This is a genomic window from Pseudomonas sp. PS01270, assembly GCF_029959775.1.
In the GTDB taxonomy this organism is placed as follows: Bacteria; Pseudomonadota; Gammaproteobacteria; order Pseudomonadales; family Pseudomonadaceae; genus Aquipseudomonas; species Aquipseudomonas atacamensis.
The window spans coordinates 1-14,278 of record NZ_JASCPT010000062.1 but is presented as its reverse complement, the minus strand read 5'-3'; the positions used below and the strand labels follow the sequence as shown (position 1 = coordinate 14,278).

The 14,278-nt window shown below is 60.1% G+C and carries 14 protein-coding genes and 1 pseudogene; 8 read left to right on the top strand and 7 right to left on the bottom strand.

Features of this window, described 5'->3' with window-relative positions; all coding sequences use genetic code 11:
- The first annotated feature begins 10 nt into the window (after positions 1 to 10).
- The 3 genes from QMX86_RS17210 to QMX86_RS17200 all read left to right on the top strand — a co-directional run bounded on the left by QMX86_RS17210 (position 11) and on the right by QMX86_RS17200 (position 1,931).
- Complete coding sequence (locus QMX86_RS17210; RefSeq protein WP_016773120.1) at positions 11 to 979, top strand: polyprenyl synthetase family protein; 969 nt, start codon at positions 11 to 13, stop codon at positions 977 to 979.
- A gap of 148 nt (positions 980 to 1,127) precedes the next feature.
- On the top strand, positions 1,128 to 1,469 hold the full coding sequence (locus QMX86_RS17205; RefSeq protein WP_016773119.1) for a zinc ribbon domain-containing protein YjdM: 342 nt from the start codon (positions 1,128 to 1,130) through the stop codon (positions 1,467 to 1,469).
- Between the two features lie 204 nt (positions 1,470 to 1,673).
- A complete protein-coding gene (locus QMX86_RS17200) occupies positions 1,674 to 1,931 on the top strand; it encodes a hypothetical protein (RefSeq protein ID WP_016773118.1) in 258 nt (85 codons plus the stop codon).
- A 139-nt stretch (positions 1,932 to 2,070) separates the two neighbouring features.
- Here the strand turns inward: QMX86_RS17200 and QMX86_RS17195 are convergent, their stop codons facing one another.
- From QMX86_RS17195 to QMX86_RS17185, 3 genes are all read right to left on the bottom strand, one after another.
- Positions 2,071 to 2,688: an FKBP-type peptidyl-prolyl cis-trans isomerase gene (locus QMX86_RS17195; RefSeq protein WP_016773117.1), complete on the bottom strand. Its 618-nt coding sequence runs from the start codon at positions 2,686 to 2,688 to the stop codon at positions 2,071 to 2,073.
- 120 nt (positions 2,689 to 2,808) lie between these two features.
- Complete coding sequence (locus QMX86_RS17190) at positions 2,809 to 3,114, bottom strand: DUF6482 family protein (protein ID WP_024014365.1); 306 nt, start codon at positions 3,112 to 3,114, stop codon at positions 2,809 to 2,811.
- A 131-nt stretch (positions 3,115 to 3,245) separates the two neighbouring features.
- Complete coding sequence (locus QMX86_RS17185) at positions 3,246 to 3,734, bottom strand: TIGR00645 family protein (protein WP_016773116.1); 489 nt, start codon at positions 3,732 to 3,734, stop codon at positions 3,246 to 3,248.
- A 160-nt stretch (positions 3,735 to 3,894) separates the two neighbouring features.
- On the opposite strand from QMX86_RS17185, the gene QMX86_RS17180 reads away from it, so the two are divergent.
- Positions 3,895 to 5,724 carry a hypothetical protein gene (locus QMX86_RS17180; RefSeq protein WP_122706052.1) on the top strand — a complete coding sequence of 610 codons (1,830 nt, stop codon included), beginning with the start codon at positions 3,895 to 3,897 and terminating at the stop codon, positions 5,722 to 5,724.
- Here QMX86_RS17180 and QMX86_RS17175 read toward each other — a convergent pair.
- Together QMX86_RS17175 and QMX86_RS17170 are read right to left on the bottom strand one after the other, a co-directional pair.
- Positions 5,721 to 6,041, bottom strand: coding sequence for a hypothetical protein (locus QMX86_RS17175; RefSeq protein WP_016773114.1), 321 nt, complete (start codon positions 6,039 to 6,041; stop codon positions 5,721 to 5,723). The genes QMX86_RS17180 and QMX86_RS17175 overlap by 4 nt on opposite strands.
- A gap of 324 nt (positions 6,042 to 6,365) precedes the next feature.
- Positions 6,366 to 8,804 (bottom strand): ATP-binding protein, encoded by a 2,439-nt coding sequence (locus QMX86_RS17170; RefSeq protein ID WP_282387463.1) that lies wholly within the window; start codon positions 8,802 to 8,804, stop codon positions 6,366 to 6,368.
- Positions 8,805 to 9,106: 302 nt separating this feature from the next.
- On the opposite strand from QMX86_RS17170, the gene QMX86_RS17165 reads away from it, so the two are divergent.
- Together QMX86_RS17165 and QMX86_RS17160 are read left to right on the top strand one after the other, a co-directional pair.
- Positions 9,107 to 9,595, top strand: a complete 489-nt coding sequence (locus QMX86_RS17165; protein ID WP_016773112.1) for a DUF3015 domain-containing protein — start codon at positions 9,107 to 9,109, stop codon at positions 9,593 to 9,595.
- A gap of 98 nt (positions 9,596 to 9,693) precedes the next feature.
- Positions 9,694 to 11,547 carry a DUF4105 domain-containing protein gene (locus QMX86_RS17160; protein ID WP_024014368.1) on the top strand — a complete coding sequence of 618 codons (1,854 nt, stop codon included), beginning with the start codon at positions 9,694 to 9,696 and terminating at the stop codon, positions 11,545 to 11,547.
- 22 nt (positions 11,548 to 11,569) lie between these two features.
- Here the strand turns inward: QMX86_RS17160 and QMX86_RS17155 are convergent.
- Positions 11,570 to 11,713, bottom strand: a pseudogene (locus QMX86_RS17155) (DUF4381 domain-containing protein); the annotation flags it as partial.
- 53 nt (positions 11,714 to 11,766) lie between these two features.
- Between QMX86_RS17155 and QMX86_RS17150 the strand changes: the two are divergent.
- Both QMX86_RS17150 and QMX86_RS17145 read left to right on the top strand, forming a co-directional pair.
- Complete coding sequence (locus QMX86_RS17150; RefSeq protein ID WP_039761717.1) at positions 11,767 to 12,123, top strand: hypothetical protein; 357 nt, start codon at positions 11,767 to 11,769, stop codon at positions 12,121 to 12,123.
- A gap of 70 nt (positions 12,124 to 12,193) precedes the next feature.
- Positions 12,194 to 12,688, top strand: coding sequence for a GreA/GreB family elongation factor (locus tag QMX86_RS17145; RefSeq protein ID WP_282387834.1), 495 nt, complete (start codon positions 12,194 to 12,196; stop codon positions 12,686 to 12,688).
- Here the strand turns inward: QMX86_RS17145 and gdhA are convergent.
- Positions 12,685 to 14,022: an NADP-specific glutamate dehydrogenase gene (gene gdhA / locus QMX86_RS17140; RefSeq protein ID WP_122506666.1), complete on the bottom strand. Its 1,338-nt coding sequence runs from the start codon at positions 14,020 to 14,022 to the stop codon at positions 12,685 to 12,687. The two genes, QMX86_RS17145 and gdhA, sit on opposite strands and share 4 nt — an antisense overlap.
- Between the last annotated feature and the right edge of the window lie 256 nt (positions 14,023 to 14,278).

Below are 14,278 nucleotides of genomic sequence, written 5' to 3'. Positions count from 1 at the left end.
ACTCTCGCTGATGCAACCCCAAGCTTTCTACCGCGCGGTGGCGGACGATTTTAGCGCCGTCGACGGCATCATCAAGAAGCAGCTGACGTCTCGAGTGCCGCTGGTATCGAAAATCGGCGATTACATCACGTCGGCCGGCGGCAAACGCCTGCGTCCTTTATTAGTGTTGCTGTGTGGCAAGGCCCTGGGTCGCGAAGGCGACGACATGCGCCTGCTGGCCGCCACCATCGAATTCCTGCATACCGCGACCCTGCTGCATGACGACGTCGTCGACATGTCCGGCATGCGCCGTGGCCGCTCGACCGCCAACGCCATGTGGGGCAATGCCCCGAGCGTGCTGGTCGGCGACTTCCTGTATTCGCGCTCGTTCGAAATGATGGTCGAACTGGGCTCGATGCCGGTGATGAAGATCCTCTCCCAGGCCACGCGCATCATCGCTGAAGGTGAAGTGTTGCAGCTGTCCAAGGTGCGTGACGCCAGCACCAGCGAAGAAACCTACATGGAAGTCATCCGCGGCAAGACCGCGATGCTCTTCGAAGCCTCTACCCACAGCGCCGCCGCGCTCGCCGGCGCGACCGCCGAGCAGAGCGAAGCCCTGCGCACGTTCGGCGATCACCTGGGTGTGGCGTTTCAGCTGGTTGATGACCTGCTCGACTACAAAGGCGACGCGGAAACCCTGGGCAAGAATGTCGGCGACGATCTGGCCGAAGGCAAGCCGACCCTGCCGCTGATCTACACCATGCGCGAAGGTACGGCCGAACAGGCGGCACTGGTGCGTCAGGCGATCCAGAAAGGCGGAATCGAAGACCTCGAAAGCATCCGCATCGCCGTCGAAGCGTCCGGCTCGCTGGAGTACACCGCGCAACTGGCCCGCGATTACGTGGCCCGCGCGATCAAGTGCCTCGAGGCGCTGCCGGCCAGCGAATACCGCGATGCGCTGGTGGAACTGAGCGAGTTCGCGGTAGCCCGCACGCACTGATATTGCTGAAACAAGATCGAAAGATCGCAGCCTTCGGCAGCTCCTACGGGGGTTGCCGAAGCTGCGATCTTTTGCTTTTGACTGCCTGAAAAGCTAAAACCCTATACAATGTGCGCCCTTTAGCCCTCCTGATACCCAAGGAACCTTAGTGAGCACGTTGCCACCCTGCCCGAAATGCAATTCCGAATACACCTACGAAGACGGCACCCAACTGGTCTGCCCCGAGTGCGCCCACGAGTGGTCTGCCAGCGGCGAAGCCGAAGTGGCGGCTGATGATGCCGTGAAGAAAGATTCGGTCGGCAACGTCCTGCAGGACGGCGACACCATCACCGTGATCAAGGACCTCAAGGTCAAGGGCACATCGCTGGTGGTCAAGGTCGGCACCAAGGTCAAGAACATCCGCCTGTGCGATGGCGATCATGACATCGACTGCAAGATCGACGGCATCGGTCCGATGAAGCTCAAATCCGAGTTCGTCAGAAAAGTCTGAGCCTTGCGTCATCCATCCTGCGCCAGCCGTGGGATGGAGCTTTGCCCTCCCCGCTTCGGCTCAATGAATCCGCGCATGGCCATCAGCCAGTCATTTTGACCTGACACAACCTTTACCCGGAAAACTCCACGATACGCCAATAGGCACTTGCTATTTGATGAATAAGAATTATTCTCATTGAAACCTTTCAAGGAGATGAGCCCCATGACTTATTTGATCGACGCCTGGCTGGATCGCCCACACCCTTACCTCAGAATCCTCCATCGGGAAACCGGCGAAGTCTGCGCAGTGCTTGAAGAAGAAGCGTTGCATGAGCTGCAGGATCAAGGCGATCTGGACGTCAGCAGCCTCAATTCGAGCGAGCCGCTGGTACTCAAGGAGCTGGTGCGCAATCTGTTCCTGTTCTGCTATGCCCGGGCGTTGCGCCCGACCAATGAGCTGCACAACAAGATCGAAATATGAGCAGCATTAAAAAAACCTGTGGGAGCGAGCTTGCTCGCGAAAGCGATAAATCAGTCAACGAATGAGTCGACTGAAAAACCGCCTTCGCGAGCGAGCTCGCTCCCACATTTTTCAGCCCGCCATCAAGGCAGGCTCGGTATTACAGAACGTCGAGCAGCTCGACGTCGAACACCAGAACGCTGTGCGGCGGGATGCTGCCCACGCCTTGTGCGCCGTAAGCCAGTTCGCTCGGCACGTACAGGCGCCATTTGCTGCCGGCATTCATCAGTTGCAGGGCTTCGGTCCAGCCAGCGATCACGCCGCCAACCGGGAATTCTGCAGGCTGGCCGCGCTCGTAGGAGCTGTCGAACACAGTGCCGTCGATCAGGGTGCCGTGGTAGTGCGTACGCACCTGGTCTTCACGGGTCGGCTTGGCGCCGTCGCCCTGAGTCAGTACTTCGAATTGCAGGCCGGAAGCCAGGGTGGTGATGCCGTCACGCTTGGCGTTTTCGGCGAGGAAGGCCAGGCCTTCGCCAGCCGCAGCTTCAGCCTTGGCCGCTGCTTCAGCTTGCATGATCTCGCGGATCACCTTGAAGCTGGCGGACATTTCTTCCTGGCCAACACGGCTTGGCTTGCCGGCGAAAGCGTCGGTCAGGCCGGCCAGGATCGCGTCCAGGCTGACACCCGGTGGCGGGTTGTCGCGCAGCTGGTCGCCGAGTTGACGGCCGATACCGTAGCTGACGCGGGTTTCGTCGGTGGACAGATTTACTTCGGACATGACACTGCTCCGCTGTGCGGACGGCCACAGGACTTGCCGTGCGTGCACAGCGCGTCCCGGCGCGCCCGGAACCAAAAGGGCGAGCAGACTAGCACAGATACCCCGGACTTGGGGCCGGGGCTACAGGGCCGAGCGCCAGGCGAGCGGCACTTTCAGGCTTTCATCGAGGTCAGCGACCAGCCCGCACATTTCGTCATGGACTGAGGTGTGCACAAGGTTGAAGGGCAGAACCGGGAAGGCATGCAGCAGATCCCGCGCGTGCTCCACTGAGCGCAGCGTCAGCATATTGCCCTTGAGATCGCTCAACGGATACGCCGTCCCATGCATCCTCGCTTCCAACAGGTAAATGCCTCCTTCCATGGAGATCAGGTTCAACTCGTCGACCTTCCTGGCAACAGCAAACGCGTTCAACTCTTGCAGGTTCATGGAAGCACCTCACACCGTGGCGAATCGCACCGTTACAGGCATAGGCCGCTGCGCTTGAAAGCACAAGCCACAAACGAAACCGCCCGTCTGTTTCGCAACAGACGGGCGGTTTTTTTGCCTTGATCGGCTGATCAGTGCTTGGTGACCTTGTCCAGGTAACCCATGGCAAACGCGGACACCACAAAAGTCATGTGAATGATCACGTACCACATCAGATGCTCAGGATCGACGTTCTTGGCATCCATGAAGATGCGCAGCAAGTGGATCGAGGAGATCGCCACGATCGACGCCGCGACCTTCATCTTCAGCGACGACGAGTCCATGGTGCCCAGCCAGCTGAGCTTCTCTTTGCCTTCGTCGATGTCCAGTTGCGAGACGAAGTTCTCGTAGCCGGAAATCATCACCATCACCAGCAGACCACCCACCAGCGCCATGTCAATCAGCGACAGCAGCACCAGAATCAGATCCGATTCAGCCATGGCGAAGACATTGGGCAGGATATGGATGATTTCCTGGAAGAACTTCAATGCCAGCGCCAGCAGACCGAGGGACAGGCCGATGTAGATCGGCGCCAGCAGCCAGCGGGTGGCGTACATTGCATTTTCGATAAAGCGTTCCATTGACTCTCACACAAGGGGCTGGAAATGGCGGCGAGTATAACAGCCCGCTGTGACAGCCAGAAACCGCCGGAAAATCCGCCACCTGCGTGTGTGTGACAAAGTTTTTCTGCTAGTGTCCAAAGCATTGACAGCCCAATGACAGTGGACAGGACGCGTGGAAATGGATGTGCGATCAGCCTTGACGACTGCCGGAATCTGCCTCGCCTTGCTCATCGGCGGTTGCTCGCCCGGCGATGAAAAGCAAGTCGCCAACCTTGACGAAAAGACCGCCACCTTCGAACAGTCACTGGACACAATCAGCGATCCCAAGCTCAAGGACGCCATCACCGAACTCGGCGGTTCGCTGCTGTTGCTCGAACGCGCCCGACTCAAGCTCGACGACATCACCCCGCATACCGAATACGGCGCAGACGCCCTCGCCGTGCTCAAGCACTACCCTACCCCGCAAGCGCTGGTCGATACCTTCATCGACGGTCTGTTCGTGCTGCACAAGGACGCCAGCTCGGATTACCTCACCGATCTGCAGCCGGTATTCCCATTCAACCTGAACATTCCCGGCGGTTTTCTGTTTCCGCACGGCATCGAATGGCATTCGGTCACGTTGAGCAACAAACGCGTGATCGCCTGGCAGCCGGAGTGGTCGGAAACCGACCCCGGCATTCAGCTCAGCCCGTCCAGCTCCAACGTGACCAATCCCGATGACCTGACGGTGACCTACCCGTTCATCGATGGCCTCAACGTCGACAAAAAAAGCCTGCCACAACCGGTCAGCCTGCAAGGCCAGGTCGAAGTCATCGCGCCACGGCGCTTGTACAGCTTTGACCTGACGCAGAAAGACGTCGGCCAGACTCGCACCAATGACAACCTCAGCGTCAAACTGCTCAAGCTGGAAAAGAACTATGCCGAGGTCGAAGTCAGCAACAGCCTGCCGCTGGCGGCAGAAGTCGCCGAAACCCGGATCAATCCGCTGATCGTCCAGGCCCGCGACGCCAGTGGCCAATACCTGGTGCGCGCCGGTTCGATCAACGAAAGCCCGGAGCAGGTCGAGTTTTACCAGAAGCAACTGACGCAGTTACAGAAGCAGAAGAGCTGGAGCGACACCCTGGAAAAACAGCTCAGCGACGACCAGCAAGCCTTCGAGAAAGACCACCCGCGCCGCTACAACAAGGTGTATTTCCACGGCCCGATCGACACACTGGAAGTCAGCGTGCTCGACTTCTCCTCGGCAACAGTGACGCGCAAATCCCTGGACCTGCCGGTGCGCACCTTCAACCCGCACACCACGGCCAAAGCCGTGCAGCCGCTGGACCTGCCAGTTGTGGTGTATGACGATCTCGCCGCCAACTGGCTCAAAGGCGCGGACCTGACCGAAGAACAATTGAAGGCCGGCGTGCGCATTCACCAATCGGTGGAAGAGCCGAGCGCGGCGCGTATAGAGTTTTCCCACCGCCGCACCTTCAACGACGAATTGCTTGGCGACGAACTCAACCCCGGCGTCAGCCCGGTGACCTTCTTTACGGAAAAGCGCGGCGGCAAACTCGACGAGCCGATCGAACTGCCGCCCGAGGCGTACCAGGTCGATCCGCTGCAAGCGACGATTACTTATGATCTGAACCTGTTTCCGGAAACCCCGGCGATTGCCGTGGGCTCGATGCCGTTGTTCCTGGCGACTGTGGCGAAGCAATCCTACGACGCGCAGTCATTGCCCAAAGGCTTGGCGATCAAGGACAACACGCTGGTGGTCGACCTGAAAACCTTCCCGGCCAACGAATGGCGTTTCTTCGTCAAGGACGACAGTGGCCACTACCTCAAGCAGATTCTTTCGGTCAGCCACGACGCCAGCACCGAAGGCCCGGCGCTACTCGGCGTGCACTACTTTTATGGTCGCCCGACTCGCGTGGAAACCTATCAGCGCACCGACCTCGCCACCGTGCAATACGGCTTTGAGGTCAAGCTCGACAAGGCGCAGGTGGACCAGACAACGCCTTAACCGTTGAGACTGCGCCCACGGCCGCCGTTGATCTGCCGCAACTGGGCTTGCAGATGCAGGCTCCAGATCTGCGGGTCATCGGCCAGTTCGTAACCATGCAAGGTCAGGCTTTCAACGATGGTGTCGAGAATCGACTCGGCCGCGACCGGGCCGTGGAACGGGCCCTGGGCTTTGATCGCGGAAGGTTGTTCGCCGGCCATGCCGGCCGCGAAGAGCAGCGTCCACATGCCGTTGTCGCCGGCCAGCGGCTTGACGGCGCATTCGATCCGGGTCACCAGACCCAGGCATTGACGGGTGAGACAGAGGTTGCGCGACATGGCGGCGACCCTCGGTAAAGCCGGTATTCAGCCCCCACGGGAGGACTGGCTCGATCCAGTGATACTGTCGATATCCTTGACCTGAGAATAGAAGAAAAGTGTCCCGCGCAAGCCAAATGGAACCAGAAGGCGCCGAATGGTCATTGTGTGAATATTGGCGCCAGAGTAGTGGCACATTCCCCGAAGATCCCCGCAGAGATCAATCTGGAAAAGCATTGTGGGAGCGAGCCTGCTCGCGAAGACGATGGATCAGCCAACTCATTCGTCGACTGATACAGCGCTTTCGCGAGCAGGCTCGCTCCCACAGGGTCTGGCGTGAACTGATCAGGCCGGTTTGGCTTCGGCGAGAGCCTCCTGCGCCAGTTCCTTCTCGGCCTCTTTCAGGTCCTCATCGCTGATCATCTCGGCGATATCGCGCAGGCGCTCAACCACTCGCGCATTGATGCTGCCTTCGGGGAATTCGCCATCGGCGTTCGGCTCCCCGGCCGGCTCGCCCACCAGCAGGCTCAGCGCCTCATCGGCCTGACGCACCGCATACACGTGGAACTGCCCGGCGCGCACGGCGGCGAGGACTTTCTCATCGAGCATCAGCGTGGCGACGTTGGCCTGGGGAATGATTGCGCCCTGCTCGCCGGTCAGGCCGCGTGCTTCGCAGAGGCGGAAGAAGCCTTCGATCTTCTCGTTGACCCCGCCGACCGCCTGCACTTCGCCAAACTGGTTGATCGAACCGGTGATGGCAAAACATTGCTTGAGCGGGGTTTTCGACAGCGCCGAAATCAGCGTGCACGCCTCGCCCAGCGATGCGCTGTCGCCGTCGACGTAACCGTACGACTGCTCCAGCGCAATGCTCGCCGAGATCGCCAGCGGGAATTCCTGGGCATAACGGCTGCCCAGATAACCGGTGAGGATCATCACGCCTTTGGAGTGAATCGGCTGGCCGAGGTTGACCTCACGCTCGATGTCGACGATGCCGCTGCCGCCCGGATAGACCGTGGCGGAAATCCGCGCCGGCACGCCGAACGCCGAATCGCCGACCTCCAGCACTGTCAGCCCGTTGCACTTGCCGACCGCCGCACCGTCGGTGTCGATGAGGATGATCCCGGCGAGCATGTCGTCGAGAATCCGCGCCGAGACCCGCCCGGTGCGAGTGGCCTTGGCTTTCAGGGCGCGTTCGATATGGCCGGCGTCGGTCATTTCATCGCCGGCCAGATGGCGAATGAAATCCGCCTCGCTGACCAGTTGGAACAGATCGCCAATGCGCGCCGACAAGCGCCCCTGATGCTCGGCCAGTCGTGCGCTGTAGGTCGCCAGCCGCGCCACCGCATCGGCGGTCAGCGGCGCCATGCCTTCTTCCGAAGTACGGGTTTTCAGGAGCTGGGCGAACTGCTCGAGGCTTTCGTCGACCATCGGGATGTCTTCGTCGAAGTCGACCAGAACGCGGAACATCTCCTGGAAGTCCGGATCGAGATCCTGCAGCGTGTAATACAGCTGCCGCGCACCGATGATGATGACTTTGACCTGCAACGGGATGTGCTGCGGATTCAGGGTCATGGTGGCGAAGCGGCCCATCTCGCCCAGCGGCGATTCCATTTTCAGTTTGCGCGATTGCAGGGCGCGTTTGAGCGCATCCCACACGAACGGCTCGCTGAGCATTTTTTCCGCTTCAAGAATCAGGAAACCACCATTGGCGCGGTGCAGCGCACCCGGACGCAACTGCCGGTAAGTGGTGTAGAGCGCGCCCTGATCGGTGGTGTACTCGATGCGGCCGAACAGGTTTTCGTAAGTCGGATGCGGCTCGAACACCACCGGTGCACCGCCGCTGGCCGGATGCCCGACCACCAGGCTTGGTGCGTATTGTTCTTCCAGCAACTTGCGCGCGACGGCGTCGGTCTTGCTGTCGTCGACCAGTTGCTCGACCACGGTTTTCAGCAGGTAGACCTGCATCGCTTGCAGGTAACCGCAGACCCCGGCGTTCTCTGCGTACTTCTCCGACAGCGGCGCCAGCAACGGCTGCAAGGCCAGGGTGATGGTTTCTTCGTTGAGCGAACGCAGTTGATTGTTCGACTCGCGCTTCCACTGCGGCAGGCTGGCGAGTTCTTCGTTCAGGCGCTCTTCGAGGCCGGAAATGTCATCGTGAAAACGCTCGCGCTCGGCTTCCGGCAACTGCGCGAATTCGGCTTCGTCCAGGGCCTTGCCGTCGAGCATCGGCGTGAAGGCGATATTGCTGCTGTCGCGGTACAGCGCGACGTCCTTTTCCAGGGCCAGCCGCTCGATGATGTCCAGCGCCTTGTCGTAGCGCTGGTTGAAGGCACGGTCGATGGCGCTTTTTTTCTGCTGGTAGGACGGGTGTTCGAAAACCGCCGGAAAAGTCGCCAGCAGGTTGTCGATCAGGCCGTTGATGTCGCCGATGAACGAGGCCGCCGTGCCCGATGGCAGCTCCAGTGCGCGCGGTTCGCGCGGCTCATCGAAGTTGTTGACGTAGACCCAGTCCGCCGGGGTCTGCAGGCGTTTGCCTTCGGCTTTCAGGTAGCGTTTGACGAACGAGAACCGGCCGGTGCCGGGCTCGCCCATGACAAATACGTTGTAACCGGGGCGTGGCATCGCCACACCGAACTGCAAGGCTTCGACCGCGCGTTCCTGGCCGAGCACACCGCGAAAGGGCTCCAGATCATTGGTGCTAGTGAAGCTGAACTGTTCAGCGGAAAACGGACGAGTCAGCGCTTCGGGCGCAAGACGCAGGCTGGCAGCAACAGGATCAGGCATCGGGCTTCCTTAACAATCAGGCGGGGCAGGTAGCGGCATTCTGGCGCTGCCCGTGCCCCACTGGCAAGGCGCGCCACATGACAAAGCATAGACAAGCGCGCGGCCGGCCGACGCGTCCCGATAAATCAGAGGTTTATTCCAAATATTTTGCAAAAAGTCACGGAACCGCTGGAACGTGCCTAAACTCCAAACTGCGCGGCTGGAACTAATACCGGCCCACTGACACTTTCGGCTTTGTCCTCGGGCAGAGCACGAAGGGCCAGAACCCTGTCCATTGGTATGCACATAAAGAGAACAAAGCTATGAAACGGATTCTTCTCGGTACTCTCTTCACCGCTGTATCCATCAACGCAATGGCGCAAGCCCCGGGCGGCCCGGATTGCGGTTGGGGCAACATGCTGTTCGAAGGTCAGCGTGGCACCCCGGCGCACTTCCTTGCTTCCACCACCAACGGCACTTCCGGTAACGCCACGTTCGGTATGACTTCCGGCACCAACGGTTGCTCGACCAACGCATCGCTGACCTACGGCGGTAAATCATGGTTCGCCATGAATGGCATGATGAACGAGCTGTCCGAAGACATGGCCAAAGGCAATGGCGAAGCGCTGACCACTTATGCCGTGGTCCTGGGCGTAGCACCGGAAGATCGTGCGCACTTCGCGCAAGTGACCCACGAGCACTTCCAGCAGATCTTCAGCAAAGCTGACGTGACCGCTGAAGACGTGCATACCAACACCCTGGCAGTACTGAAATCGGACCCACGTCTGGCCAAGTACGCAACTCAGGCTTAAGCTCGACCTCGCCCGCTTCCTTCGGGAAGCGGGTTTTGTTTTTTTTTGGCCCGCCCCTCTTTGGGTCTTTTATTTCTTTCCTGTTCAAGTTGCCGACTATGCTCAAACGCCTTGCCTGGCTGGCGCTCTGTGTCTGCGCCCCGCTGTCCGCCGCGCCTCACATCGATCCTCAACGTTTGCAGCAACTGGCCAACGACCGCTTCTGGATTTCCCTCGGTCATTACGAAACCGCCAAGCTCGGCGGCTGGCGCAGCTATGTCAGCGACAAGAAGTTCTTTCTCGCGCCCGACGGCAACGAGCATCCGGATCGCGAACTGGCCGCCACCGTGCAGGCGTTGTACGCCCCGGCCAGCCTCGGCGAGCAACACGCACAATGCGTATACCCCGCGCGCACGCGCTGGCTGAAAGCGCAGCTCAATCTCGCTGACCTGCCAGCGCCGGAATGCGCCGAATACAAGCAATGGTTCAAGGACGTCTCGCCGCACAGTGCGGTGATGATTTTCCCGGCGGCGTACCTCAACAGCCCGTCGTCGATGTTCGGCCACACCCTGCTGCGCATCGATCAGGCGGACGTGCAGGCCGACAAGACCTCGCTGCTCAGCTACGCGATCAACTTCGGCGCGTACATCGAAGGCTCGGACAACAGCATTCTGTATGCCTGGAAAGGCTTGATGGGCGGCTACCCAGGGCTGTTCGCGCTGGTGCCGTATCAGGAAAAACTCTCGGAATACCGCAGCCTGGAAAACCGTGACCTGTGGGAATACCGGCTCAATCTGACTCAGGAAGAAACCGCACGCATGGTCGAACATGTGTGGGAGCTCAAGCAGATCCAGTTCGACTATTTCTTCTTTGATGAAAACTGCTCGTATCGCTTGCTGGAGCTGCTGCAAGTGGCGCGGCCGAGCCTGCGCCTGACCGAACAATTCCCCCTGACCGCAATCCCCACCGACACCGTCAAAGCGGTGAAAGAGGCCGGGCTGGTCGAGCACATCGAATATCGCCCGTCCCGCGAACGTGAACTGCTCAGCCGCGCCGAGCCATTGAGCGATGACGAACAGCAATGGGTGCTCAAGGTCAGCGCCGATCAAAAAGTCCTGCAAGAGCCTACGTTCAAAGCGCTGCCGCGCGCGCGTCAGGCGTTGATCGTTGACGCTGCCTATCGTCTGGAGCGCTACCGCGCCAACGGTCAGGAGCGCGACCCGCAACGAGCGCAGCGAAGTTTCGAACTGCTGCGGGCGATCAACAAGAACCCGGCGCCGGAGCTGGAAATTCCGCAACCCGGTCTGCCCGAAGATGGCCACGAGTCCCGCACCTGGCAGGCCGGCCTCGGTACGCGAGGCGATCGCGCCTTTGGCGAATACGGCTTGCGCATGGCTTATCACGACCTCAATGACAACGCCGAAAGCTTTCCTCTCGGGGCGCAGATCGAGATCCTGCAACTGAAGCTGCGCCAGTACGAAGGCAATGACTGGCAGTTACAGCAACTGGATCTGGCGACCATTCGTTCGCTGACACCGCGCAACGAGCTGCTGCAACCGCTGTCGTGGCAAGTCACCGGTGGCCTTGAGCGGGTGCCGGGCAAGCATGACGACGAAACGCTGGTCAGCCATGTCAACGGTGGCGGCGGCGGCACGTGGCAGTTGGGCGAAGACGTGCTCGGCTTTGCGCTGGGCACGGTGCGCGTGGAGCACAACAACGACTTCGCCGAGTTCGTTTCCCCGGCTGGTGGCTTCAACACCGGCGTGCTATGGAAAAACCCGCTGGGCAATCTGAGCCTGGAGGCCAAGGGCGACTACTTCTTCAACGGCGAAGTGCGCCGCAGCCTGAGCCTGAATCAGCAGTGGGAGCTGTCGCGCAACCTCGGTTTGCGCCTGAGCGCGCAGCGGGAATTCAGCCAGCTCGCCAGCCCGGAAACGGAAGTCATGCTTGAAGTGAAGTGGTATCACTACTGATCCCGAGCCTGTGTAAATCTCCCTGTGGGAGCGAGCCTGCTCGCGAAAGCGGTGGGTCAGTCAATAGCAGTGTTGCCTGACACGACGCCTTCGCGAGCAGGCTCGCTCCCACAGGGGCTTTGTGGTGTGCAATGGATTTTTCACAGGCGTTCGACAGCCGCCTCATGAATCCCCTTCTAGACTTTCCTTATGAGCCGAGTATCGGCGCGGGAGAGTGCGATGTGGCGGTGCGTGGGATTGTTGGGTGTTGTATTGGCGCTGGGCGGTTGCCAGACCACCCATGAAGACTTGATCGCCAAGGGTTATCCACCGGCCTTCGCCGACGGTTTCGATGACGGTTGCGTCAGCGGCCGGCAAGCGGCGGGCTCGATCAGCGGTGAGTTTCGCAAGAATGTGCCGCGCTATCTCAAGGACCAGCAATACGCCGACGGCTGGGTCGACGGCTTCCGCCAATGTCAGGCGATGCTGGAAAACAGGGATCGCGAGCAATATCGCAACGAGCATTGGGACGAACGCGAACGCGCCTGGCAGCAGCAGAAGGACCAAGACATCGGGCGGGCTTATCGCTCGCAATAGGTCGCTTGCAGACATCCGTTGAAACCAAATGCCGGCAACCATGGCCCAAATCCTTTAACAGGAGGACTTCATGAGTCGCGCATTCGTCAACGAAGACAACGCCGCCGCGCAGGCCGATCAGCCGGTCGAACGTCAGGTCAGCACGCAGCCCAATTACGTCACACCGCAGGGGCTGGCGCAGTTGCAGGCGAAGGTCACCGAGTTGCAGAGCCTGCACGCCGAGCAAACGGCCAAGGGCGAGCAGGCCGACAAGCAACGCTTGGCCGATCTGCAACGGGATCTGCGTTATTTCACTCAACGCCTGAGCAGCGCCCAAGTCGCAGTTGCTGCGACTTCCATCGACAAGGTCCAAATCGGTAGCTGGGTGACCTTCGCCGACGAACACGACACTGAACACCGCGTGCAACTGGTTGGCGAAGATCAGGCCGACGCCAGTCAGGGCCTGATCAACTGGGCCTCACCGCTGGGCCGCGCCTTGCTCGGCGCCCGGCTCAACGATGAGGTGCTGTGGCAGCGACCTGCCGGCGATCAACTGATCGAAGTGATCCGCATCGAACCGGCTTAAACCACGCCTTGCGCCAACATCGCATCGGCGACTTTGACGAAGCCGGCGATGTTCGCGCCCTTGACGTAATTGACCTGACCGTTGTCTTCGCCGTAATGCACGCAGGCGTGGTGGATCGACTGCATGATCGCGTGCAGCTTGCTGTCGACCTCGCCCGCGGTCCACAGCAGGCGCATGGCGTTCTGCGACATTTCCAGACCACTCACGGCAACACCGCCGGCATTCGACGCTTTGCCCGGTGCGAACAGAATGCCGGCCTCGATAAAGATATCCACAGCCGCCAGCGTGGTCGGCATGTTCGCGCCTTCAGCCACACAGACGCAGCCATTGCGCAGTAGAGTGCGCGCGGCTTCGGCGTCGAGTTCGTTCTGCGTCGCGCAGGGCAGCGCGATATCGCACGGCAGCGACCACGGATGTTGGCCGGCGCGGAATTCCAGACCATGGGCGCTCGCCAATTCGCTGATGCGCCCACGTTTGACGTTCTTCAACTCCAGTAGCGCCAGCCACTGTTCTTCGCTCAGTCCTGCTTCGCAGTACAGCGTGCCTTCGGAATCGGAAAGGGAAATCACCTTGCCGCCCAGATCCATGACCTTGCGCGCCGCGTACTGCGCAACGTTGCCGGAACCGGAAATCGCTACGCGCTTGCCTTCCACGCTCTGCCCGCGGCGTTTGAGCATTTCTTCGGCGAAGTACACGCAGCCGAAACCGGTGGCTTCCGGGCGAATCAGGCTGCCGCCGTAGGTCATGCCCTTGCCGGTGAGGACGCTGGTGAACTGGTTGCTCAAGCGCTTGTACTGGCCAAAGAGGAAACCGATCTCCCGCGCACCGACACCGATATCACCGGCCGGCACGTCAACGTCGGCGCCGATGTGGCGATACAACTCGCTCATGAACGCCTGGCAGAAACGCATGACTTCAGCGTCGCTTTTGCCCTTCGGATCGAAGTCCGAACCGCCCTTGCCACCGCCCATGGGCAGGGAGGTCAGCGAGTTCTTGAAAGTCTGTTCGAAGGCGAGGAATTTCAGCACGCCGAGGTTCACCGACGGATGGAAGCGCAGGCCGCCCTTGTACGGGCCGATGGCGCTGTTCATCTGGATACGGAAGCCGCGATTGACCTGGACCTTGCCCTGATCGTCGACCCACGACACCCGGAACACCAGCGCACGCTCCGGCTCGCAGATGCGCTCGAGAATGCCTGAAGTCAGGTAGTGCGGATTGGCTTCAAGAAACGGCCACAGGCTGCGCAGGACTTCTTCGACAGCCTGGTGGAATTCGGGTTGATCCGGGTCGCGTTTTTTCAGGCGCGCAAGGAAGGATTCGACGGATTCGATCATGGGCAAAGTCTCGGCAAATTTATTGTCGTTGGAGGAGATTGGGCCGGACTGTAACAAACGAATTGCGCACAGGAACAGAGCAAAATGTCGCAGTTATGAAATTAAATGGTGCACAGGATATAAATCAGGTCGGTTTTTGACCCTGCTTTGCACTCTAATGGTGAGATCAGACTCACGTCATACACCAACAGTTACACCCCCTTCGCGAGCAAGCTCGCTCCCACATTTGAAATGCGTTCTCCTGTGGGAGCGAGCT